This window comes from Cellvibrio sp. BR, from assembly GCF_000263355.1.
GTDB lineage: Bacteria > Pseudomonadota > Gammaproteobacteria > Pseudomonadales > Cellvibrionaceae > Cellvibrio.
In genome coordinates, this window is the sequence record NZ_JH668201.1 from 631,756 (window position 1) to 653,191 (window position 21,436).

Sequence of the window (21,436 nt, forward strand, 5' to 3'; positions counted from 1 at the left end):
TATGCCTAGAATAAAACAATTGATCAGGATCAAACGCGTTTTATGTTGTTGAGATAGGTTTATTGCAAACTATTAAAGATGGGCTTGATGGTGTTTTCCCAAACAGCGGCATTCACATCCCCAATGTGCTTATAACGAATCACACCTTGTTTATCGATAATGTAAGTTTCCGGTGCGCCAAATACGCCTAAATTTAATCCCAGGCGACCATCGGCGTCGATCACACTAAACACGTATGGATTGTGTAGCTCGGCTAACCAATTCTGCGCGTCATCATTGTTATCTTTGTAATTTATACCGTAGATAGGAATGCCTTGTGCTTTTAAGGTGTTTAAAAATTCATGCTCCTGTCTGCAGGTGACACACCAGGTCGCCCACACATTTAACAGGCTTACCCTGCCCTTCAATAATTCCTGATTGGCGGTGACCAGACCGGAGGGATTCTCCGGTGCCGGCAATACAGGTAGCTCGAAAACAGGAACAGGTTTATTTAGCAACGCCGAAGGCATGGCGTTGGGGTCAAGAGACAAGCCGCGCCAGAAAAAAATAGCGAGCACAACAAATACCAACAGAGGTATAAATAAAAATAACCGCTGCTTATTCATTGAGTAATTTTCCTGTGGGCAGATCAACCTGGATCTCTTGTTTAACCGCTTTGCGGTAGCGCTTGTCGGCCACGGCAAGCACTGCCCCTAAGGCCATCATCAATGCACCAAGCCAAATCCAACGCACAAACGGCTTGAGGTGGACACGCATCGCCCATGCAGTTTCAGTGAGTGGCTCCCCCATCGCGATATAGAGATCGCGGAAGAACCCTACATCAAGTGCCACTTCTGTCATGGTGCTGCCCGATGCTAAATAGCGGCGCTTCTGCGGTTTCATTTCACGTAAAAACTGACCATCCTTAAATACAGAAATTTGCGCCTCATCGGCGATGTAATTGGGGCCTTCCACTTTTACCAATTTATTCAATACAAATTCGTACTCAACAACCTGTACGTGCTGGCCAACTTCCATCCGGATGTCGCGCTCTTCGGTATAAATACTCGTTAAGCCGACACCGGTTACAGTGACCGCAATTCCCGCATGCGCGATAACCATCGCGTAATAGCTGAGGCTTAATTTTTTTAGGCCATTAACTAACGTTGAACCATTGCGGATGCGATAGAGAGTATCGGCAATAAGTGCAGTGAATACCCAGCTAGCTACAAATACGGTCAGTGCAGCAAGTGGCTCATAGGTATCGCGATAAAAGAGCGGAAATAAAAGCGCAAAAATCAAACTGATTACCCATGGTTTCCACAGGAGTGAAAGGAATTGTTTGCCCGATGTGCGCTTCCAATTAGCCAAGGGGCCAAATGCCATCAGCAGGCACAGCAATCCCATCAAGGGTAAAAAGAACACATTAAAGTATGGCGGGCCGACGGAAATTTTACCCAGATTCAAGGCATCGGCAATTAATGGATAAAGAGTTCCGATCAACACCATAATCATGATGATAGTTAATAAAATGTTGTTCCCCAGTAGCAGGGTCTCGCGCGCAAACAAACCAAACCCGGTTGAGCCTTTTACGACGGGTGCACGCAGGGCATAAAGGGTAAGCGAGCCACCAACTACCAGTAATAAAAACCCGAGAATAAATACACCGCGCTCCGGGTCATTTGCAAAGGCATGAACTGACGTTAACACGCCAGAACGCACCAGAAAGGTTCCCAGCAAGCTCAATGAAAAGGTGAAAATGGCGAGCAGAATTGTCCAGCTTTTGAATAAGCTACGTTTTTCTGTAACGGCCAATGAGTGAATTAATGCGGTACCAATTAGCCAAGGCAAGAAAGAAGCATTTTCCACTGGATCCCAGAACCACCAGCCACCCCAACCCAATTCGTAATAAGCCCACCAGCTCCCCAAAGCGATGCCCACCGACAGAAAACCCCAAGCCATTGTTGCCCAAGGGCGCGACCAGCGAGCCCAGGCGCTATCCAGCCGGCCTGTCAGTAATGCTGCGATCGCAAATGCAAAACAAACGCTGAACCCCACATAACCCATATACAAAACAGGTGGATGAATAATAAGGCCAATATCTTGCAATAACGGATTGAGATCACTGCCGTCTTGTGGCGGCATAGGCAAAATGCGATCAAACGGATTGGAGGTAAACAAAATAAAGGAGAGGAATCCAATCGCCACAAAACCCATCACCGATAACACTCGCGCCTGCATGTCCAGTGGCAATGAGCGACTGAAAACTGCAACGGCTAAAGTCCAACCAGCCAACATTAAAATCCATAACAACAGTGAGCCTTCATGCCCCCCCCACACAGCGCTGATTTTGTATTGAATCGGCAACAGGGAGTTGGAGTTAGTCGCTACGTAGCGAACAGAAAAATCGTCGTGAATAAAAGAATAGGTCAAGCAAAAAAAAGCAAAGGCGACGAAAAAAAAGAAACCCGTTGCCAATGACGGGCCGGAACGCATGAGCAGATGACTGCCATAGTGCGCGCCGATTAATGGTAAGAAAAATAACGCCGTACTCAGGCAAAGCGACAAAATTAAGGCGAATTGCCCTAACTCGGGCGCCAGTTGGACAAAATCAAGAGGCATATTTTAGACCCTCGCAACTGGCTTGATGCTCGCCCTTATCTTTCATAGCTTCTGCCACTTCAGGTGGAATGTAATTTTCATCGTGTTTGGCTAGCACTTCACTGGCATCAAGCTCGCCAGCGTCAGTTACAACGCCATTGATTACTGCAGCCTCCCCCTCGGCGAACAAGTCAGGCAATATTCCATTGAAATTAACTTTTACATCAGCGGTGCCGTCTGTAATCACAAATTGGATTTGCAGCGAGTCACTGGCGCGTTGGACGCTGCCTGGTTTGACGCAACCACCCGCTCGAATACGTTTATTGTGTGGAACATCACCCGCGGCAATTTTGCTGGGCGGGTAAAACAGGTTGATGTTTTCACGCAGCGCGTAAGCCATAAGGCCCACGGCGATGCTGGAAAACACCACAATAAAAATCACAATCATCAAACGTTGTTTACGAAGCGGATGCATAATTCGTTCTACTCTCAAAAAAATCATTTAAAGTCAGTGATCTATTGGTGTTGTGCGGGCGCACTTTGGGCTAGCTTGCGTAATTTCTGTTGTTGTTTTATCAGTTTCTTTTGCTGTAGTACCGGATTCACTACTAAAAAGATCAGGGCAATAAAGGTGATCGCATAAGAAGCCCATACATAAGGACCGTGACCGCTCATTGCCATAAAGTCTGCCAGTGATTCAAATTGGAATTTCATTATTTGGACTCCGGTTTGATATTGTTCAGTAAATCACTAACCCATTGGGTTTTACTTTCACGACGCAACACTTCAAGGCGCGTATTAAGGAGTAATACCAAGGCATAAAAACAATAAAAACCAATCACCATTGTCAGCAAGGGATAGAGCATGGAGGGATCGATAGAGGATTTGCTGGTGAATTTAATAGTTGCTGGTTGGTGCAAGGTGTTCCACCAATCCACCGATTTATAAATGATCGGAATGTTCACCATGCCCACCAGCGCTAAGACCGCACTGGCTTTATCGGCGGTATCACGATGCTGGAAAGCCTGCTGTAGGGCAATCATGCCCAGGTAGAGAAAAAACAGAATTAACATGGAAGTGATGCGCGCATCCCACTCCCACCAGGTTCCCCAAGTAGGCTTACCCCAAATTGATCCTGTGACCAAAGAAATGAATGTGAGTACTGCGCCTATGGGGGCAGCAGATTTCATCACCATAAAGGGCAATTTCATTTTCCAGATCAGACCCACTGCACCTGACAGCGCCATGATGTAATAACCCGCCAGCGCCAAAAATGCGGCAGGAACATGGATATAGATGATGCGATAGCTATTGCCCTGCTTGTAATCTGCGGGCGCAAAAGCCAAACCCCATACTGCGCCAGTCAGGAGTAACGCAATGCTAATTCCCGCCAACCATGGCAGCCAGGAAGTGGTTTTTTCATAAAACCAGCGCGGTGAACCTAAACGATGAAACCATTGCCATGCCATATAGAGTAAGACCTGATTATTATGTTTAACCGTTGGCACTGATGCGCAACGCGCCCATTGCCGCTATAGGTGCCAAAACAATCGCCAAGGCTAAAAAAGCCCCCAGAATTGCCAATTGCATACCGATTGCACCGCCCTGCACCGCGCTTTGCACAGCACTTGCACCAAAAATGAGAACCGGAATATACAGGGGCATGACGATCAGCGACAACAATAACCCACCTTTACGCAGTGAAACTGTGAGTGCTGCCCCTACTGCGCCAATTAAACTCATGGATGCGGTGCCAAGTAACAGTGAAGTGAACAGTGCCCAAAAACCTTCCGCAGGCAGGCTCAGCATAAGCGCCAGAACTGGTGCCAACAATGTGACTGGTAAGCCGGATACTAACCAATGCACCAGCACCTTGGCCATTACCGCAAAATAGAGTGATTGCGGGCTGATTAACATTTGCTCAAGTGAGCCGTCGTCATAGTCACTGCGAAATAAACCATCGAGCGATAAGAGTGTTGCCAACAGCGCCATTACCCACACAATACCTGGCGCCAAAAGTGCCAATACTGATTTTTCCGGGCTAACGCCCAAGGGAATCAAGGTGATCGCAATCAGGAAAAATACCAGCGGATTCGCCAATTCGGATTTGTGGCGCGCGGCAACTAACAAGTCACGTCGAAAATTAGCAACAAAACCAGCCAACAACGAGAATCCCCCACGATCATTTTTTAATGTCGGATTAGCCATTGGCAGTTGCCCCACCCGGCTCAAACGCTGACGCTGTTGGCTGGTAACCCTGCAAATTAATCATGCGCAGCTGTGGCAAGGTTAAATCCTGATGCGAGGTCAAAATCACCAAACCACCCTGCGTTACCTGGCGTGCGATAAGTGCTTCCAGTTGGGCAACGCCCGGTTTATCGATAGCGGTAAAAGGTTCGTCAAGAATCCAAATGCGTGCCTGACTTAAATACAAACGCGCCAAGGCCACACGGCGTAATTGTCCGGCGGAGAGCTGGTAACAAGGGGTATCTTCGTAACCGTAGAGACCCACAGCCGTGAGCGCTTGATTGATGTCACTACTATCACCTGTTTGAGCGAGATACCAGGAGAGGTTTTCTGCAGGGCTTAGGGCTTTTTTGATACCGGCAAGATGACCGAGATAAAGACTGTCGCGCACGAACTCCCAGCGCGCGGTGGCGAGTGGCTGCCCGCTATAGCGGATTTCACCTTCATAATCCTGACTGATACCCGCAATGGCGCGTAGCAAGGTGGTTTTACCCGCACCATTAGGGCCGCCGATTTGCACTAAATCGCCCGCTGCAAAGCGGATGTTAAGGCCAGTAAATAAGCAGCGTTCATCGCGCTCGCAACTGAGGTCGTGCAATTCAAGCAGCGGGGTTAGCAAATCAGTCATGCGGTGTTTCAACCTTAGCTATTTACCTTAGTTATCGACCTAGCCGGGAGTGCCAAAGTCTATCTGGGTCGAATCACAAATCGACACAGCAAAAGGGCGAGCCGCTATACTCATCACAGCTCACTTGTCCGGAGTCCGCATCCTGCGCTCAAGAAACTGCGCGCGATTATAGCCGTGTGGCTCCCGGCAAAGCACCTCAAATTGCGCATTTGATGCGATGAATCAATAATCGGAATCGCTAATGGACATTAACGCTATCACCAATAAATCCGATTTGTCTTTGCGCAGCCAACAGCAGATACAGATCGAACAGGTTAGCGCGCTCGCCAAAACCCTCGGGTTGAAAACGGGCGATCAATTTATTGCGCAGGTGGAAAAAGTAACCCAGGCAAGCCCGGCTGAGCGCGCCGAGCTACTGAAATCAATTGAAACAGCATTAACACAACTCAATAAAAACTCTGCTGTGCCGGCAGTGAAAGCCGTTTTAGCACAGCTACTCGAGCAAAAAGCACTGGCCCAAACACCCAGTCTGAAGCTGATCAATTTGGCGGTATCCAACCCGTTGCAAACCTCGACCAGTGCTACGCCACCCGTTCCTACTCACCTGTTGAGCTATAGCATCGAACCTGTGAGTGTTGGGCAATCACTCCTGCTGCAGTTAACGGCGAACCAACGCATACAAATACTGGAGCCTATTGCCCACGAGCAGTTGAACAAGGTGATTAGCTTAATTACATCCTTACAGAGCGAAGGAAAAGCTTTGCCAGCATCGCTGTTAGACGTATTGCGCAGTGTGCAACAAGGCAGCGTGCAAGAGCAGCTGGCGGTGAAGGCGCAAAACGCTATCAGTGAAAGCCTACGCCAGCTACTGCCCGTTAAAGACCGAGGTCAGGATTTACTGGAGGCCCTGCCGAAACTCACCCAATTTGTGCAGCAAATGCCGCCAGCTTCACGTGGGGAATGGTTGTCGAGCGAGTTACAGGGTGCATTGAAAACCGTCGCCAACCATATTCGCCTCACCGATCAATTAACCAATCCCAAACTGCTGGAAACGACGCTCAATAACAACGGCCAGCGTTTTGAACAGAAATTGGCGCAAGCACTTGGCCTTGTTATGGCGACCGCAAATGCCACAGTTCAGCCAGCTGACAAGCAAATCCCAGTAACTACTGCTGCTCAGGCAGGTCTTGGTGCCAGCGCATCAGCTACTGATAAAAACCAATTAGCGAACAAGCTTTTGACTGCTGGCGCAACTAACCTTCTCGCTGCTGGAGTTGCAGCAAACGGCTCAAAAACGCCAGTCATCAATCTGGATAAAATCATTGCGCAGGATTTAAAAGGTGCGTTGCTGGGCGTGTTACATCAATTGGAGCGAGAACTTGTCGCCAGCTCAGCTGCCGCACTGGTTCCTATCAGTGAAACCGGCAAATTGAATCTGGCTGGCGCCCTACCCCAATTGCTTGCCTTTATGATGCAAAAACAACCAGCAGAATTGAATCAAAAACAATTGCGCGCCCAGTTAGTGATGTTAATGCACCAGTACACCCTCGGCAGCCTGGCAAAAATCCAGCTGCAGCAAATTCACACCCTCAGCCACCAACTGACACAAACCGACCAGCCACAACCCACCCAATCCTGGCAGATGGAAATTCCCGTTCGCCAAGGACAAGACGTCCACCCCTTAACTATTCAGCTTGAACAAAAGTGGGTTGAAGATTCTGAAGAGTCCACCGAGAAGGAAGCAAAACGCGTACGGCAATGGAATGTCATGTTGGGATTTGATTTGCCAGCGGTAGGAAAGCTTTATGCGCAGCTCGCATTACTCAACGAACGGCTCAGCGTAAAATTTTGGGCAGAACAAGAAAAAACGTTACAGCAAGCACAGGCACGGCTCGATACTTTCAAAGCGCAATTGGAAAAAGAAGGCATTCAAATCGCACAATTGCAATGTGTACCCGGCTTGCCGCCCACACCCAAAATGTCGGTAAATTATTCGTTAGTTGATATAAAAACCTGATGCCCTGACAGGAAAAATTTATTAACCATTGTGAGAGTCTGGTATGACTGAAACCTATTCCGGCACGCAATTACAAAAGGCTGTCGCTCTGTATTACGACGGAAAAAATGCTCCCCATGTAAGCGCCAAAGGCACCGGTGCAGTGGCAGAGCAAATTATTAATATTGCCAACGAACATGGTGTGCCGCTGTGCGATAACGCAGCATTAGTCGATTTGCTGGTAACGCTGGAGTTAGGCGATGAAATTCCCGAGGCACTTTATATTGCCGTTGCCTACATCATCGCCTTTGCGTATCAATTGGAAGGAAAAGTGCCAGATGCCTGGCAAAACTAACCAAGCATCAAAAATTGTCGGTATTGTTAATTCAGATACTCGTAGTCAATTCTAACATCCACCGGATCACCTGCATTATTATCCAGATTGGAACGGCCGTAGAATCGCATTAGAAATTTGCCATTAGGGTTGTAAGCCAAGTAGATCGGGTCGGCAAAAAAAGAAATAAATGCTTTTGCCGGAGCTATGCGGAAGTGCACCCAATCTGCGCCAAATTCTTTATCGTTTGCTGGCGACTCACTTGCTTTGATTTTGCGCGCTTCCAACTGAATGGTGCTTAGTCGGACTGGCAAAGCAAACTCAAACTTCAAGCGTTTACCCGCCATTAATTGCTCCCAATTCATCTGAATGTAAGCATCAAACCCTGCATCGATAACCAGGCGAGCATTATCGAGAATTACTTTTTCGTTCACATTGGCACTTTTGCCATGGCTCAGCACTAAGCGCGCACCTTGAAATTGGGCTGCTACATATTCGTTGTCGCGGTTGTCTTGCAATTCAAAGCTGGGCTGAAAAAACTCCCCCTGATAAACCAGAGTTTTAGTGGCAAAGAGATTTCCCTCTGGCGAAAAATAATCAACAGTTACCGATTTATTTTCATCCAGCGCGGTATACAGCTCACGGTAGGCAAGTTGATTGTTTTCCAGATTGTAGGCGGTACCCGCCACAACATAACTCTTCTCGGCCACAACAGGCAAAGAAACAATAGTGAGCATTAACAATAAAACGCTCACAACATGGGTCGGAATAAGGGAGTTAATGCGGTACATAAGGCTTAATCCTCACACTCAGAAAACGATGCAACGGCAGAACGAGCAGCCACAGGAAGGCTATTATAGGAACAACCTCGGTTAAGGGGCTAGACCATTGTGCCGAAGAAAGCTTAACACCCGCTAAATAACTCAAGGGGCCAGATATTGCCCCCAAGGCTGCAGCCCAATAGGGGCGCTCGTAAACCCAAAGCAATGAGTGATTGAGTGTAATCCCCATCAAAATCCAGAGACAAACCAACCACAAGGGCGGCCAGAGAGGAGATTCAACAAAATTGATTTGACCGGTTCTGATCAAAATAAGGTCGTGCGCCAATCCAATCGCTAAGCACAACATCACTGCCACCAAATCGCCAAGGCGCTGCGTCGACAAGAAAAAATGCAAACAGAGCGCCCCTGCGGTGTATAACAATGCCCATTGGCTGCCGCATAAAATGCAAACCAGCCACCCCACCTGAAACAAGAAAATGTTAGTTGTGGTCAATACTAGACTGCGTTTCATTAATCGAAAAACCCTGTGCGATAGTCAGGTTTAGCAAAAACTATCTGTGCGGTTCCTATACTGCGCTCGCGAAATCCGCCTTCACAATAACAAAGGTAAAATTCCCACATGCGAATAAAGCGATCATCAAAACCTTGAGCCCGCACCTCATCCAACTTTTCTATAAACAAATCCCGCCAGTGTTTCAAGGTTTGCGCGTAGTGCTCGCCAATATCTTCGATGTGTAAAATATTCATGTCGGTTTTGCGTTTAACAAAATCGCTAACAACACTAATAGACGGTAAGGAACCACCAGGGAAAATATAGCGCTGGATAAAATCAACAGCTTTTCGTGCACGCTCATAGCGCTGATCTTTAATGGTAATTGCTTGGATCAACATCAACCCGTTTGGCGCGAGCAGACGCGAACAAGTTGCAAAGTATTGCGCGTAATGATCGTGCCCTACTGCCTCAATCATTTCTATTGACACCAGTTTAGTAAATTGCCCCTGGAGATCCCGATAATCATCAAATAGCACAGTAATTTTATCGCTCAAACCTGCCGCCGCAACGCGTGCCAGCGCATACTCCCGCTGCTCTTTTGAGATAGTTGTTGTGGTCACACGACAGCCATAGTGTTGTGCCGCATAAATGGCCATTCCACCCCAGCCAGTACCAATTTCCAACAAATGATCCTGTGCAGTCAGCTGAAGTTTTTCACACACACGCTGCAATTTATGAACCGCCGCAACAGACAAGCTTGCGTCCGGCGCAGGATAAATAGCTGACGAATACATCATGGTTTCGTCAAGAAATAATTTGAAGAAATCATTACCCAAATCATAGTGCGCCGAGATATTTTTACGTGACCCCTCTTTGGTATTGCGATTAAACCAATGAAATACTTTCAACAACCACTGCCCAATAATCGATTGACTATTGTCCAGTCGATCAAGGGCATCCATATTGCGCACAAACAACCGCATCACTTGGGTTAAATTAGGGGTAGACCAATAACCGCTCATGTAGGCTTCACCTGCACCTACCGAACCACCAAAAATCACATCCGAATAAAAATTGGCATCATGTACAAAAATATCCGCCACCAATTCGGTTTGTTCATGCGCTTGACCAAACTCAAACAGCTCACCCTGCTCATGCACACGCAGGCAACCGGTCTCAAGCCCCCGCAACATGTTGAACAACAACCCTTTGGCGATAGACTGGTTGCGTGTGAGTGAAGTAACGCGGTGTTTAGGTGCAAGTGCGATACTGGTCGATTTCACGATTTTTCCCCTGTCGTTTTAAGTTCTACACTGGTGTCAGTGTGCAAAGGATTTATTGTTTGGTGCGAATACACGGGTGCACCTTTAAAAAATAAACGGGCTGCTTGCCAATAAATTGCGAGTGGCACTTTTATCGCGGCCCAAGGTTGTAACCACAGCAATCGTTTTAACAAAATGGGCGACCATGCATAGCGTCGCAAATTGAGAGTGGCATCCATATGGCAGATGGGATTAGTGGTGCCAGTGAGTTTTTTTTGTATAGGCGGTGCATGATTTTCCATGTGCACTAACAAGTTTTCATCCGGGTTTGTACTTACCCAGTGATAAACCATGTCCAGTGGATTAAAAGGTGAAACATGGAATTTTTTTTCAAATTCAGTTTTGGTCTTTCCCGACTGACTGCTGCACTGTACCAAGTAACAGTGGCGTTCATTCCACGGCGTATTATTCACCTCGGCAAGAATCACGCTTGGGCAGTTCGCATCAGCTTCAAATAGGTAATACAAGGTCACCGGGTTAAAGCAGAACCCCCACATGCGTAAATTGGTCAGCATGCGTATTGGGCCAAGGGGACAAGAGCCCACCAACGCTTTCACTTTGCTGCGCACTGCATCTTTTAATGGGATTGAAGGATCACCTAAATAATCGCTACGCAAAAAGCTGCCAATATTTTTTCGATTCAACGACCAGCCGCGCACACCAGAAAAAAGTTCAGGCAATTCGTCCAGGTCGATATAAAATAGGGTGGAGTTATAAGTAAACTCATGACGTTTGGGATGAAAACGCCTGTGACGTAACTTACCTTGATAAATAGCGCTATGCATAAGCGCCACTCCAAACATGATAGACGTAAATCATCACCAGATTTCTCCGAGCGATTGCGCGACACGTATCGCAGAAACGACGCCGTCCTCATGAAAACCATTGCGCCAATAAGCACCGCAAAAATGTGTTTTGTTTACGCCACTGATCTCTGCCCAACGCGCCTGCGCTGCAATGGAATCAAGTGTGAACATGGGGTGGCTGTAGTGATAACGGCCGTAGACCTTTTCCGGATCAATGCCATCACCTGCATTAACCGATACACAAAAGGTAACCGGCGCACTCAGCCTTTGCAAAATATTCATATTGTAAGTGAGTGCCGTTGCATCGGCAGACTCATCCAATAGCAAATAATTCCAACTGGCCCAAGCACGGGTGGATTTTGGCAAATAGCGAACATCGCTGTGCAAAACAACGTCGTTGGGCTTGTAGGGAATCGCCGATAAAATTTCATATTCAGCTGTACTGGGGTCAGCTAATAATTTAAGTGCTTGGTCGCTATGGCAGGCGAATACAACTTCATCAAACAATTGTTCGCCAAACTTGGTACTGGTAACCAGCACACCTTCTGCCACACGTTTTACTGAGCTGATAGCGCAGTTGATATGGATGTTTTGTTGATAAGAGCGTGTTAGCGGCTCCAGATACTGGTGCGAACCACCTTTGATCGTAAACCACTGGGGCTGTTGGGTTACGGTGAGCAAACCGTGGTTGTGAAAGAAGCGCACAAAAAACACCAGCGGCATAGCGGCTGCCGTTTCCAGCCCGGAAGACCAAATAGCAGAGACCATGGGCAATATATAAAAGCGACGAAATCTCTCGCTATAGCTTTGCTCATGCAAATAATCACCCAAGGTTTTTTCCGTTGGAATGTCATCTGAGTGGTAAAGTTGGGTGCAGGCTTTATTAAACCGCACTATTTCATTAAGCATGCGCAGGTGAGCAAGGCTAAAAATATTTTTACGTTGGGCAAATACACCATTCAAAGAAGTACCGCTGTACTCAAATTGACTGGTAGTGCAAGAAACACTAAACCCCATATCCGTAGGCTGATAAGCAACGCCTAACAGCTCAAGCAATTTAATAAAATTGGGATAGGTGCGATCGTTAAACACAATAAAACCGGTATCAACATCGAATTGTTCATCACCCAAGCTGACCGTTTTAGTTGCGGTATGACCACCAATTTCATTGGTAGACTCAAACACGTGCACATCGTGTCGACGTGCTAATAAATAGGCGCTCAATAAGCCGCTAATACCGCTGCCGATAATGGCAATTTTTTTACGTATCAGTGATGACATTTATTTACTCTTATCCAGGTACTTACCAATTCATATTCAATTTTTAGCAAAAAAAAGATTCAGCCCGAGTTTCGGGAAATTTTTTTCAATAACGCTGTTTGTAATTTCAGTGGTAGATACGCGATAAAGTTCATGATCCACACCAACTGCCACGGAAATGAAATAATCCACTTACGTTTAGCGATACCCTGTACTATTTTTTTCACAGCGAAATCGCTCTCCACCGCAAATGGCATAGGAAAATCGTTGCGTGCTGTCAGCGGTGTTTTTACAAAACCGGGTCGCACAATGGAAATATCAATCGCTTCTTTAACTAGGTCCACGCGCAGTGAATTAAATAAATATTCAAGCGCCGCCTTGGAAGAGCCATAAGCTTGTGAGCGCGGCATTGGTAAAATACTGGCCATGCTGGAAACGCCCACTAATTGCGACCCTTGGCATTTGCGTAACAAGGGCAAACAAAACTGCAAACTGTTTAATGTGCCGCGCCAATTAATAGCCATTACTTTGTCGAACGGCTCGATGGATAAGTTATAGACATCCACATATTCACAGGTGCCCGCATTTAGAATCGCGATATCCAAGTAATCAGTTTGCGAATGAATGGCTTCTACAGCACGCAGGCAATCGGCGTCGCTGGTTAAATCCACTGGCACAGCGATACAACTGGTAGGATAAGCCGCAACCAACTCTGCCAAACTTTCGGCCGAACGCGCCAACACAAATACCCTCTCCCCTGCAGCTAGATAACTGCGCGCCAATTCACGCCCAATTCCGCTGGAGGCACCAGTAATTAAAATCGTGCGTTGCGCGGCAGCAGGTGTCATGGCAATAACTCTAGGTAGTGGCAACAGGCGGTAAATTTTTGAATAGCGCAATCGTGGCTTTGCGGCTCTCTGACAAATCAACAATGGGTCGCGGGTACTTAATCAAGGGCGGCGGATTGTGGATTTCCTTGGCAGACAAATGCGCTACTTCTGATACCCACTTACGAATGAAATCGCCTTTTGGATCAAAGCGTTCCGATTGACTGCAGGGATTAAAAATACGGAAATAAGGGGCGGCATCGGTACCGGTAGATGCGCTCCACTGCCAGCCACCGTTATTGGCTGCAAAATCGCCATCAATCAGCTGCGACATAAAATATTGCTCGCCCCAGCGCCAATCAATTTGGCAATTTTTAGTGAGAAACATCGCCACCACCATGCGTAGGCGATTGTGCATCCACCCGGTCGCGTTTAACTGGCGCATGGCTGCATCAACAATGGGAATGCCGGTCATGCCTTTGCACCAAGCTTCAAATAAAGCAGTATCTTTTTGCCAGGGAAACGCTTCGGTGTGCGCCTGCATCGCTTTGCGTTTGCACACTTGCGGGTAGTCCACCACCACATGCTGGTAGAACTCACGCCAGATTAATTCACTAATCCAACAAGCGGCGCCGGCATTACCACTCCAATCGCCATAGGTGTAGGCGAGCACTGCAGATAAAGCCTGCCGTGGCGAAAGAGAACCCACGGCAAAATAGGGAGAGAGTGTGGATGTACCTTCGATAGCGGGATAGTCGCGCTGATCCAGATATTGGGTGAGACCATTGGCGATAAAGTCATCCAGCCGGCGATATGCCTCCTGCTCACCAGCAGGCCAAAGCGCCGAAAGGTCGCGTAAATCATGGCCTGAAAATAGTTGATCTATCGCATCTGGCGAACAAGCTTTGATAACGGAGTCCAATGTTTGCGATTGTGGCAACGCCAATGGTGTTAGCGACAGGGGCATAACTGTTTGCAGCCACTTCTTTTTAAACGCGGTAAATACTTTGTAAGGCTCGCCTTGACCATTGCGCACCATACCGGGTGGCACAATGCAGCGATCATGGCAGCGTTTTACAGCGATGCCCTGCTCGCGCAGCAATTGATTGGCAGCCATATCGCGATTTAATTCATTAACCGGATATTCCGCATTAAAAAAACAATGGCTCCCATTCACACTTTGTGCGAGACGCAATAATTCCGGTGCGATCTGCGCGGGTTTTTCCACCCGGCTCACCAACAGCGTAATATTCAGCCTTGCCAACTCGTTGCGCAAAATATGCAAGTGACGACGAATAAAGTCGCGCTGGGCGGCAGACTGATCATGCAACCGCACATAGGCATCGCAATGAATATAAACAGCGACCACACCGGCACCCAACTCTGCCGCTTTAAACAACGCCGGGTTATCGCGCAAACGCAAATCGTGACGCAACCACACTAAAGCCGTCATTTGGCACCTATGCGTTTTTTAACGTAGCGAATCGCGGCACCCAATAAGGGTAAATGCTCATACAGCATAGAGCCGGCATCAAAATAATCGCGGTGGTAATAAACTTTTTCGTTGAACAGCAGGTGACTATTACCCGTGAGTTCAAGTGGTTTTCCTCCGGCAATTTTTTTGTGCCGGTAGTGCATGGTCCAAAACAGAATGGCTTCACCGCGCTCTACCATTTCCAATGAATGATGGAATTCAAAGCGACACTCAAGCAAGTCATCCATCATCCCACCAAAATATTGCGCAAGATTATTAATACCATTTACGGCGTGTAATGGATCACGAAACTGTATGTCATCGCTATAAATTTCCGGCAGAATTTTGAGTATTTTTTTATCAAAGCGCATATACATGGCACGCACTTTTTGTGGAACTGTTGGCGTCATAGAGACGAATCATCCCTTCAAAAATTGATTAATAAATAAAACGGCCTCTTGCTGGTTAGTGCAAGGCTTCACCGCAGGTTGCCCGGCCAAATCAAGTGCGGGGAATGGTGCAATCAACTCTCCCACCACCACAATTTGTACCGCGGACTTTTCCAGTAAGCTTGTTAAGTGTAGTTGTAAGCCTGCAGCATTCACGGTGTCGTAACCTATAAGCACAACTATTTTTGCATTAAGCGCCTGACATGCCAGCAGCGCTTCCTGTGGATTCAAGTACCCCAGGTATTCAATCGGATGTTGGTTAATTAACAGGCTATAACCGAATAACTGTGCCAGTAGCGGATTCTCTTGTTCTGTAGGAGACAACAACAAAATTCGCTCGCCTGCTGCTGATTGGCGCTGCCGCGCTTGCGCCTCTAAAATCATCTCCAGCGCCAGATTTGAAAAGAAAGCACGCCGTGCACTCATACCTGGTTCGTTTCCTGCCAAGTCATCCATCAGTGGTATAAATAAATAATCGGCAACCATCTCCGCCGGATAAAGCGCGAGCGTATCGGCGATTAATCGCTCGAGTGGCTTGCGCTGAAAATTATTAATGGCAGTATAAATTTGCTGCGCGAGTTGAATCCAATTCGAATCAATAACTTGCTCATTTTGCGCCAGGGTTTGATTGGCCAGCAGCGCTTTTACTTTGCTAATAGCCAAGCCGCGCCCGAGCCACAACTGCACCTCTTTAACACGCTGGATATCGCTACGACTGTAGAGCCGGTGGCCTTTGCTGGTTCGCTGGGGAACTAATAAACCATAACGGCGCTCCCACGCCCGCAGTGTTACGGTATTGACGCCCGTCACACGCGATATCTCTCGAATTGGAACCAGCTCTGCATCAACTGATTCGCCCTCGAGTGGCAATGATTGAGTGCTACTCATTGTCAGCTGTTCTCAATGATGTGGTTACGTAAACCCAGCTGTTCTGGATGCGGTGACCAAAAGGTTTGTGATTTAAGGTAAGGGTTTTCCAACTTGAGCAGATGGTGTTTTAACAGGGTCAAGGGCACCACCAAAGGCACCATGCCAGCTTTGTAGGAATCAATGAGCTGTGACAACTCTTGTTTGTCCTGCGTGCTCAGAATTTCTTTGAGGTAGCCACGCAAGTGCATCATGGCGTTGGTATTGCCTTTGCGCGTGGCGTGGTGTGAAAGTGCAGCCATGAATAATTGAAAAAATTGTTCGCAGCTGGCTTGAATATCGCGCCCGGCAAGGTTGGATAAAAAACGCCCTAGCTCAAAGTAACTGGGCACATGGTGGGCCATCACCTGATATTTATAGCGGGAGTAAAAGTTAATCAGCTTTTTGGCAGTGGGTTCATGGGCAAGGTGCTTTTTAAAATCGTGAAATGCAAATACGCGGGTGAGAAAGTTATCGCGCAGCCCCGCATCATTCAGGCGCCCTGCTTCTTCCACCGGTAAATGAGGCATCAGCTCCATAAAACGTTTGGCATAAGCACCGCGCCCTTTGGCATCCATGGTGTAACCATTAATGCGATAGCGTTTCATGCCATAAACCCCACAGCTGGGGGAGTTTTGCATGAATACATAGCCGCAGATGTCCGGCATTTGTGCAACGGCCAACTCAGCTTGAGCCACCAAAGCATCAGTGACATCCAGCTCGGGATTGGCGACACCAACAACCCGGGTCTCGTCACCAATTACCATCAAGCGGATTGGTTTACGCGGAATTCCCAGACCGATAGCCACTTCCGGGCATACAGGGCGGAACTCGATGAAGTTGGAGAGTACGTCTGTTAAATAGCGGCTACGTTTGTGGCCACCATCAAAACGCACTTGCTCGCCCAAGAGACACTGGCTAACACCTACAGGAATCTTGATCATGGAAAACCTATACAAATAATTGGTGATGTATAAGTTTTAATACACAAACCTATACAAAGCAAATAATTTGTATAACTTATTCAAAAAATAATCGAAAAACCGACAGTTAAATACACTCGTGCGGGCCATCAAGAAATTAAAATTATTTTTAAGATTGATCAGCAACTGCTTGATAAACAAGAATAAAAAAACCGGGCATTTAGCCCGGTTTTTATTTTTGGTTTAATGACGAGGAATTTTGATATTTTCAAATAATTCATCCAACTCGGCACGTGAATGGCGATTAAATGCTTCATTGATAATATCTTTGGTGAGGTGTGGCGCAAATTTTTCAATAAAGTCGTACATGAAGCCGCGCAGGAACGTACCGCGCCGAAAGCCGATTTTGGTAACGCTGTCCTCAAATAAATGGCTTGCATCCAGTGCAACCAGGTCAGTATCGGTCGTCTCGTTGTAGGCCATGCTCGCAATAATGCCAACCCCCAGCCCCAGACGCACGTAGGTCTTGATTACGTCCGCATCTGCCGCCGTGAAAACAACTTTAGGAGCCAAACCACGATTAATAAACGCTTCGTCGAGTTTGGAGCGCCCCGTGAAACCAAACACATAGGTGACAATTGGATATTTGGCGACATCTTCCAGCGTCAGGTTGGCAACCTGTGCCAGTGGGTGATTCTTGGGTACTACGATGCTGCGATTCCAACGGTAGCACGGCATCATAATCAAATCGCTAAACAGCTCCATGGCTTCTGTCGCGATGGCAAAATCAACTGTGCCATCAGCCGCCATTTCAGAAATCTGCATCGGCGTTCCCTGATGCATATGCAGTGCAACTTCAGGGTATTGCTTGATAAAGGAGCCAATCACCGGTGGCAAGGCATAACGTGCCTGGGTGTGAGTTGTCGCCAAGGTCAATGTGCCCTTGCGTTCATTGCTGAACTCCTGAGCCACCTGCTTGATACTCTCAACCTTACGCAGGATCTCTCCTGCCGTTTTCAGTATGGCTTCACCCGCCGGCGTAATGCGGGTTAAGTGCTTCCCGCTTCGGGAAAAAATCTCTACACCTAGCTCATCCTCTAATAAGCGTATTTGCTTACTGATGCCCGGCTGGGAGGTATACAGACTCTGTGCTGTGGCAGACACATTCAGGTCGTGATGTGCCACTTCCCAGATGTAACGTAATTGTTGCAGCTTCATAAGCCCTCCGATTGGCTCACTCACTGGGGATACCGCCAGTAGCGATACCGGTAACATGATCCTTGAGATAACCCCAAGGTTATAAAATTAAAGGTATTTATTTACAAAAAGAATAGTTGATGCAGGACAGCTCGCTTGGAATTATTAATTTCACGCCAAACAGCTCTGTTTACAACTTTAGACTATATCTACCAAATGCAAAGCGACTAAACCTCTAATATTACAAAAATGATAAAAATTAGGGGCAAAACAGTCATTATTGGCTATATGGGATAACAAATTTACGTGCCAGCCCTAGGGGCGATTCGCAATTCCATGAGGTACATGCCCAGTCGCTACATGTTCTCGGGCCGACTCGCAGTGCATTTTTTGATCATCAAAAAAAACATCTGCCCCATAAGCCTTTAAAAAAGTCCCTTTTGCCAAGCCACCCAAAAAGAGGGATTCATCGATACGAATATTCCAGGCACGCAAGGTGCGAATAACCCGTTCATGAGCAGGAGCTGAGCGTGCTGTTACTAATGCGGTGCGAATGGGGCAATTTTCACCAAACTCCGCTTGCAACCCATGTAGTGCGGAAAGGAACTGTTTGAATGGGCCGCCACTGAGAGGCTCTTTGGCAGACGCTTTTTCGCTTTCGGTAAAGGCTGACAAGCCTTGCAACTTATAAACCTGCTCCGCCTCATCGGAAAAAATCACTGCGTCGCCATCAAATGCAAAACGCAGTTCGTCTTCATTCTCAACTTGCGGTTTGGAGGCAATTAATGTTGCTGCCGCCATGCCGTGATCCAATGCTTGACGCACATCATCCGGCTCAGTTGAAAGGAATAAATGACAGCCAAATGCCGATGCGTAGCGGTAAGGAGAAGTACCGCCACAAAATGCAGCGCGACTAATCTTGAGGCCGTAATGCTCGATGGAGTTAAACACCCGCAAGCCGGTATCTGCACTGTTGCGAGACAACAGAATAACCTCCACACGCGGCCCCCCCCCCAGACGTTCATTCAAACGCAACAATTTTTTGACCATTGGGAATGCGTCACCTGGCGGTAGTATTTCGTCTTCATGATCAATTTGGTATTGCGCGTAAGCAGCCAGGCCATCCTTCATATACACCTGATGGCTATCGTCAAGATTGAATAAGGCACGCGATGAAATCGCTATCACTAACTTGTCACCAAAACCCTTAGCCATACCACACTCTCCAAATAAAATTAGCCGCGCAATTCAAAGTTGTCTGCATCCAAATGCGCAGGAAAACGCGCGCGATACTCTTGCAATTGTTCGGCAAATAACTCAACGACTAACACCTCAGCTTCCTGGCTGGTAGCAATCAGTTCACCGGTAGCACTGTAAACACTGGAGTCGCCTGCATAATGCTGCGACGCTTCATCCATACCAACACGATTTACACCAATGACATAGCTCAGATTCTCAATAGCCCGCGCTTGCAACAGCCGATTCCAATGCAAGGCGCGGGCACTTGGCCAATTTGCCACATAGAGTGCGAGATCGTAATCGTTTCTATTGCGACTCCACACAGGGAAGCGCAGGTCGTAACAAATTAACGGCAATATACGCCAGCCGTTAAGCTCCACCAAAACACGCTCACTTCCCATCGCATAGCGGGTATGTTCACCTGCCATGCGAAATAAATGGCGTTTATCGTAATGCACATGAGTGCCATCAGGGCGCATCCACACCAGGCGATTAAAATACTCATCACCTCTTTTTACCACCAGGCTACCTGTCACTACGGCGCTATACTGATGTGCTTGTTGGTGCATCCATTGATAAGCGCGCCCGCCAACAACTTCAGCGTACTGGCGAGCACTCGAACAAAAACCTGTAGTGAAAACTTCGGGCAAAACGATTAAATCCACTTTTTTATTCATCGATGCCAGCGCGGCAGCGTAGCGCACCAAATTTTCTTCGGGCGCATTCGGGGTAATCATATGTTGAACTAAAGCAACTACCAGATTCTTCAAGGTCAATCACCTCGTAAGGCTTGATGTGCAGGATGCAACCAGAAATAACACAATAAAAATGCGATGCCCACTGAAATCGCCGCCAATAAAAAAGTTAAGGGGGCGCTGTAATCCCAGAGTAACCCACCTACTAACGCACCCGCTGCACCGCCCGCACCAAAACTGAATGAACTATAGAGAGCTTGCCCTTGCCCTTGATGTCCACCGGTAAAATAATTGCGCACTAACTCGATGGAAACAGAATGGGCAATACCGAAACTGCAAGCGTGCATAAGCTGGGCAAACAAGAGTACCCACAATGAATCTGCCAGGTAACCAATTAACAACCAACGCACCATGCTGACCAGCAAACTAAACAGCAATAAAGTGCGCAATGTGAAGCGCTGCAGGAGCTTAAACATCACTATGAATATGGCTACTTCCGCCAGTACCCCCAGTGCCCACAACAGCCCTGTGGCAGAGCGTGAGTAGTTATAATTCTCGACCAGATACAGAGTATAAAAAGTATAGTAAGGGCCATGGCTAAATTGCAGCAAAAAACTGGCGATTAAAAAACACAATACCGTTGGCTGCATTATCACCCCCCAAAAACCACCGCTGATTGCGGCTGTTTTTTTCCGGGTCATGTCTTTCAGGCTTAAACTTGAAAGCCAAATCAGAATTAGAAAACTGAGAATAAAGAGCGGTAAATAGCGAACGGGCAGCACATCAAATACCCAGCCCAATCCCACCACCGCGGCCATAAACCCCATGGAACCCCAGAGACGAATTTGCCCATAGCGCGAGTAGTTATCACCTAAATAACCGAGGGTGATAACTTCAAATTGCGGCAACACGGCATGCCAAAAAAAAGTGTAGCAACTGACTACCAACACCAGCCACCAATAGCGTGAATCCAACATCACGCCGGCAAAAATAATGCTCGCCAGCAAACTGCCAACACGAATAATGCGCAGCCGCTGCTGGGTGCGGTCAGCCAACCAGCCCCAAAAATTGGGAGCGATAATACGCGTGGCCAAAATAATCGCACTGATCACCCCTACATCTTGCGAGGAATAGCCCAATGACTTGAGATAAATCCCCCAATAGGGAATTAATGCGCCTACCACCGCAAAATAAAAAAAATAAAAGCCGGATAAACGCCAATAGGGAATTGCTTGTTGTGCAAACGAAAGAGACATAGGCATGCTGCGGAGGGAGTAG

Annotated in this window: 23 protein-coding genes; 2 read left to right on the plus strand and 21 right to left on the minus strand. The window is 47.4% G+C overall.

The window, feature by feature from the left end; all coding sequences use genetic code 11:
* Positions 1-59: 59 nt before the first annotated feature.
* The 7 genes from O59_RS07910 to ccmA are packed head-to-tail and all read right to left on the minus strand — an operon-like array spanning position 60 to position 5,455.
* Positions 60-605: a DsbE family thiol:disulfide interchange protein gene (locus tag O59_RS07910; protein WP_007641318.1), complete on the minus strand. Its 546-nt coding sequence runs from the start codon at positions 603-605 to the stop codon at positions 60-62.
* Positions 598-2,601 carry a heme lyase CcmF/NrfE family subunit gene (locus O59_RS07915; protein WP_007641320.1) on the minus strand — a complete coding sequence of 668 codons (2,004 nt, stop codon included), beginning with the start codon at positions 2,599-2,601 and terminating at the stop codon, positions 598-600. The genes O59_RS07910 and O59_RS07915 overlap by 8 nt, the downstream gene beginning before the upstream one ends.
* Complete coding sequence (gene ccmE, locus O59_RS07920; protein ID WP_040391731.1) at positions 2,591-3,055, minus strand: cytochrome c maturation protein CcmE; 465 nt, start codon at positions 3,053-3,055, stop codon at positions 2,591-2,593. Before ccmE ends, O59_RS07915 begins: the two co-directional genes overlap by 11 nt.
* A gap of 41 nt (positions 3,056-3,096) precedes the next feature.
* Positions 3,097-3,294, minus strand: a complete 198-nt coding sequence (ccmD, locus tag O59_RS07925) for a heme exporter protein CcmD (protein ID WP_007641328.1) — start codon at positions 3,292-3,294, stop codon at positions 3,097-3,099.
* The gene (locus tag O59_RS07930; protein ID WP_007641330.1) at positions 3,294-4,049 is read right to left on the minus strand and encodes a heme ABC transporter permease; all 756 of its coding nucleotides are present in this window, start codon (positions 4,047-4,049) and stop codon (positions 3,294-3,296) included. The genes ccmD and O59_RS07930 overlap by 1 nt, the downstream gene beginning before the upstream one ends.
* A 25-nt stretch (positions 4,050-4,074) precedes the next feature.
* Positions 4,075-4,788 (minus strand): heme exporter protein CcmB, encoded by a 714-nt coding sequence (gene ccmB, locus O59_RS07935; protein ID WP_007641332.1) that lies wholly within the window; start codon positions 4,786-4,788, stop codon positions 4,075-4,077.
* On the minus strand, positions 4,781-5,455 hold the full coding sequence (ccmA, locus tag O59_RS07940) for a cytochrome c biogenesis heme-transporting ATPase CcmA (RefSeq protein WP_007641342.1): 675 nt from the start codon (positions 5,453-5,455) through the stop codon (positions 4,781-4,783). The genes ccmB and ccmA overlap by 8 nt, the downstream gene beginning before the upstream one ends.
* Positions 5,456-5,696: 241 nt before the next feature.
* Between ccmA and O59_RS07945 the strand changes: the two genes are divergently transcribed.
* Positions 5,697-7,472 carry a flagellar hook-length control protein FliK gene (locus O59_RS07945; RefSeq protein ID WP_007641343.1) on the plus strand — a complete coding sequence of 592 codons (1,776 nt, stop codon included), beginning with the start codon at positions 5,697-5,699 and terminating at the stop codon, positions 7,470-7,472.
* Between the two features lie 43 nt (positions 7,473-7,515).
* Positions 7,516-7,806, plus strand: coding sequence for an EscU/YscU/HrcU family type III secretion system export apparatus switch protein (locus O59_RS07950; RefSeq protein WP_007641348.1), 291 nt, complete (start codon positions 7,516-7,518; stop codon positions 7,804-7,806).
* Between the two features lie 26 nt (positions 7,807-7,832).
* On the opposite strand, the gene O59_RS07955 is transcribed toward O59_RS07950, so the two are convergent.
* The 14 genes from O59_RS07955 to O59_RS08020 form a co-directional block, all read right to left on the minus strand.
* Positions 7,833-8,576, minus strand: a complete 744-nt coding sequence (locus O59_RS07955; RefSeq protein ID WP_232283053.1) for a hypothetical protein — start codon at positions 8,574-8,576, stop codon at positions 7,833-7,835.
* Positions 8,563-9,078: a DUF2878 domain-containing protein gene (locus O59_RS22290; protein WP_050976998.1), complete on the minus strand. Its 516-nt coding sequence runs from the start codon at positions 9,076-9,078 to the stop codon at positions 8,563-8,565. The genes O59_RS07955 and O59_RS22290 overlap by 14 nt, the downstream gene beginning before the upstream one ends.
* A complete protein-coding gene (locus tag O59_RS07965; RefSeq protein ID WP_007641361.1) occupies positions 9,078-10,343 on the minus strand; it encodes a cyclopropane-fatty-acyl-phospholipid synthase family protein in 1,266 nt (421 codons plus the stop codon). The genes O59_RS22290 and O59_RS07965 overlap by 1 nt, the downstream gene beginning before the upstream one ends.
* On the minus strand, positions 10,340-11,167 hold the full coding sequence (locus O59_RS07970) for a DUF1365 domain-containing protein (RefSeq protein ID WP_050976999.1): 828 nt from the start codon (positions 11,165-11,167) through the stop codon (positions 10,340-10,342). Before O59_RS07970 ends, O59_RS07965 begins: the two co-directional genes overlap by 4 nt.
* A gap of 33 nt (positions 11,168-11,200) precedes the next feature.
* Positions 11,201-12,469 carry an NAD(P)/FAD-dependent oxidoreductase gene (locus O59_RS07975; RefSeq protein ID WP_007641365.1) on the minus strand — a complete coding sequence of 423 codons (1,269 nt, stop codon included), beginning with the start codon at positions 12,467-12,469 and terminating at the stop codon, positions 11,201-11,203.
* 59 nt (positions 12,470-12,528) lie between these two features.
* On the minus strand, positions 12,529-13,296 hold the full coding sequence (locus O59_RS07980) for an SDR family oxidoreductase (protein WP_007641366.1): 768 nt from the start codon (positions 13,294-13,296) through the stop codon (positions 12,529-12,531).
* Between the two features lie 10 nt (positions 13,297-13,306).
* Entirely contained in the window at positions 13,307-14,728 is a 1,422-nt protein-coding gene (locus tag O59_RS07985; RefSeq protein WP_040391734.1) for a deoxyribodipyrimidine photo-lyase, read from the minus strand.
* The gene (locus O59_RS07990; RefSeq protein WP_007641368.1) at positions 14,725-15,159 is read right to left on the minus strand and encodes a nuclear transport factor 2 family protein; all 435 of its coding nucleotides are present in this window, start codon (positions 15,157-15,159) and stop codon (positions 14,725-14,727) included. The genes O59_RS07985 and O59_RS07990 overlap by 4 nt, the downstream gene beginning before the upstream one ends.
* Positions 15,160-15,168: 9 nt before the next feature.
* Entirely contained in the window at positions 15,169-16,086 is a 918-nt protein-coding gene (locus tag O59_RS20975) for a MerR family transcriptional regulator (RefSeq protein WP_007641369.1), read from the minus strand.
* Positions 16,087-16,088: 2 nt separating this feature from the next.
* Positions 16,089-17,048, minus strand: a complete 960-nt coding sequence (locus O59_RS08000; protein ID WP_040391736.1) for a DUF523 and DUF1722 domain-containing protein — start codon at positions 17,046-17,048, stop codon at positions 16,089-16,091.
* Between the two features lie 222 nt (positions 17,049-17,270).
* Positions 17,271-18,245: an HTH-type transcriptional regulator CysB gene (gene cysB, locus O59_RS08005; RefSeq protein WP_040391738.1), complete on the minus strand. Its 975-nt coding sequence runs from the start codon at positions 18,243-18,245 to the stop codon at positions 17,271-17,273.
* A 294-nt stretch (positions 18,246-18,539) separates the two neighbouring features.
* A complete protein-coding gene (locus O59_RS08010; protein ID WP_007641383.1) occupies positions 18,540-19,439 on the minus strand; it encodes a 5'-nucleotidase in 900 nt (299 codons plus the stop codon).
* A 20-nt stretch (positions 19,440-19,459) separates the two neighbouring features.
* Entirely contained in the window at positions 19,460-20,233 is a 774-nt protein-coding gene (locus O59_RS08015) for an amidohydrolase (protein WP_085951712.1), read from the minus strand.
* Between the two features lie 2 nt (positions 20,234-20,235).
* Positions 20,236-21,414, minus strand: coding sequence for an MFS transporter (locus O59_RS08020; protein WP_225318370.1), 1,179 nt, complete (start codon positions 21,412-21,414; stop codon positions 20,236-20,238).
* Positions 21,415-21,436 lie beyond the last annotated feature (22 nt).

Coding starts and splice junctions, on each gene's coding strand:
- O59_RS07910 (WP_007641318.1), bottom strand. CDS start 605: ATGAATAAGCAGCGGTTATTTTTATTTATACCTCTGTTGGTATTTGTT.
- ccmD (WP_007641328.1), bottom strand. CDS start 3,294: ATGAAATTCCAATTTGAATCACTGGCAGACTTTATGGCAATGAGCGGT.
- cysB (WP_040391738.1), bottom strand. CDS start 18,245: ATGAAGCTGCAACAATTACGTTACATCTGGGAAGTGGCACATCACGAC.
- O59_RS22290 (WP_050976998.1), bottom strand. CDS start 9,078: ATGAAACGCAGTCTAGTATTGACCACAACTAACATTTTCTTGTTTCAG.
- O59_RS07955 (WP_232283053.1), bottom strand. CDS start 8,576: ATGTACCGCATTAACTCCCTTATTCCGACCCATGTTGTGAGCGTTTTA.
- O59_RS07985 (WP_040391734.1), bottom strand. CDS start 14,728: ATGACGGCTTTAGTGTGGTTGCGTCACGATTTGCGTTTGCGCGATAAC.
- O59_RS07970 (WP_050976999.1), bottom strand. CDS start 11,167: ATGCATAGCGCTATTTATCAAGGTAAGTTACGTCACAGGCGTTTTCAT.
- O59_RS07945 (WP_007641343.1), top strand. CDS start 5,697: ATGGACATTAACGCTATCACCAATAAATCCGATTTGTCTTTGCGCAGC.
- O59_RS07930 (WP_007641330.1), bottom strand. CDS start 4,049: ATGGCATGGCAATGGTTTCATCGTTTAGGTTCACCGCGCTGGTTTTAT.
- O59_RS20975 (WP_007641369.1), bottom strand. CDS start 16,086: ATGAGTAGCACTCAATCATTGCCACTCGAGGGCGAATCAGTTGATGCA.
- O59_RS08010 (WP_007641383.1), bottom strand. CDS start 19,439: ATGGCTAAGGGTTTTGGTGACAAGTTAGTGATAGCGATTTCATCGCGT.
- O59_RS07950 (WP_007641348.1), top strand. CDS start 7,516: ATGACTGAAACCTATTCCGGCACGCAATTACAAAAGGCTGTCGCTCTG.
- O59_RS08000 (WP_040391736.1), bottom strand. CDS start 17,048: ATGATCAAGATTCCTGTAGGTGTTAGCCAGTGTCTCTTGGGCGAGCAA.
- ccmA (WP_007641342.1), bottom strand. CDS start 5,455: ATGACTGATTTGCTAACCCCGCTGCTTGAATTGCACGACCTCAGTTGC.
- O59_RS07915 (WP_007641320.1), bottom strand. CDS start 2,601: ATGCCTCTTGATTTTGTCCAACTGGCGCCCGAGTTAGGGCAATTCGCC.
- ccmE (WP_040391731.1), bottom strand. CDS start 3,055: ATGCATCCGCTTCGTAAACAACGTTTGATGATTGTGATTTTTATTGTG.
- O59_RS07975 (WP_007641365.1), bottom strand. CDS start 12,469: ATGTCATCACTGATACGTAAAAAAATTGCCATTATCGGCAGCGGTATT.
- O59_RS07980 (WP_007641366.1), bottom strand. CDS start 13,296: ATGACACCTGCTGCCGCGCAACGCACGATTTTAATTACTGGTGCCTCC.
- ccmB (WP_007641332.1), bottom strand. CDS start 4,788: ATGGCTAATCCGACATTAAAAAATGATCGTGGGGGATTCTCGTTGTTG.
- O59_RS07990 (WP_007641368.1), bottom strand. CDS start 15,159: ATGACGCCAACAGTTCCACAAAAAGTGCGTGCCATGTATATGCGCTTT.
- O59_RS08020 (WP_225318370.1), bottom strand. CDS start 21,414: ATGTCTCTTTCGTTTGCACAACAAGCAATTCCCTATTGGCGTTTATCC.